The organism is Moorena sp. SIO3I6, from assembly GCF_010672095.1.
The window spans coordinates 1-1,237 of sequence record NZ_JAAHHU010001481.1; the positions used below are offsets into that span (position 1 = coordinate 1).

Consider the following 1,237-nt stretch of genomic DNA (forward strand, 5'->3'; position numbering starts at 1 on the left):
TGTGGATGGTAGAGCAAGGAGCTTGCCAGTTGGTACTAATTGGACGTAAAGGGCTGCCCCCACGGGAAGATTGGCCTAACCTGGATCGAAAGAGTAATGAATGGAAACAGGTTCAAGCTATTCAACTCATGGAAGAAAAGGGAGCTAGCGTAACAGTGTACGCATCTGATGTTACCGACCAAGCTCAAATGTCCTCAATTATTAAAGGGATCGATACTGCTCAAAAACCACTACGGGGTATTATTCATGCGGCTGGCTTAAGTGGCGAACACAAATTAAGTCAGATGAATTATAAAGTATTTGAATCTTTGCTTTCCCCTAAGACAGTTGGAACCTGGGTTCTACATCAACTAACTAAGGAGATTAGTCTAGACTTTTTTATCTGCTTTTCTTCAATTGCGTCAGTATGGGGTTCCCTAGGTCACGGACATTATGATGCAGCTAACCACTTTCTCAATATCCTAGCCTCTTATCGTCGTTCGATTGGGCTTCCAGCGTTAAGTATAAATTGGGGAATTTTCGTTGTTGGGGGAATGATTGCTGACGAAAATTATGTCCGATGGATGAACCAGATTGGGATAGAAGCATTACAACCAGAGGAAGGATTCAATGCCTTAAAATTCCTTTTGAAAACCAATGCTATTCAACCGCTAGTGACAAAGGTAGATTGGTCTACATTTAAGGAATATTATGAAGTAAGGGGATTAGGAAAGCTATTTAGTGACCTGATGACTCTCTCTACTGTGGATATGAAAACCCCTTCAATAGAGACAATAGAGAGTCAGGAGTCTAGTATTTTAGAACAATTAAAAGCAGCTTCACCAAGTAAAAGAGAAAACATTTTATTGAATCATTTTCAAAATGAAATTGCGAAATCGTTACGGACAAGCGCTTCAGAAATCAGCTTACAAAAACCTTTAAATAGTATGGGACTTGATTCCCTAATGGCTGTAGAATTGCGAAATATGAGTCTAGTTAAGCTAGGGATAGATATTCCTACTGTAAAATTTATAGAAGGGCTTAGTATTGCTGATATCGTAACTGAAGTAAAAGATCAACTGAACGAGATTGACGCTAGTCAAAAAGTTGAGTGGAAAAATCACCAACAACTTTACACAGAAGAAGCAGACCAGATAGAACGAGTAAGGGGTGAATTATGAATTTAGTTGAGTTTTTACAAGAGCTTTCAATTAAAGGTTGGCAGATCTGGAGTGAAGGTTCGCAGCTACGCTACGAT

1 protein-coding gene is annotated in these 1,237 nt (G+C 39.4%); it reads left to right on the plus strand.

The window, feature by feature from the left end; genetic code table 11:
- A partial coding sequence (locus F6K49_RS50450) for a beta-ketoacyl reductase (RefSeq protein ID WP_293110412.1) occupies positions 1-1,160 on the plus strand: 1,160 nt, incomplete at its 5' end.
- Positions 1,161-1,237 lie beyond the last annotated feature (77 nt).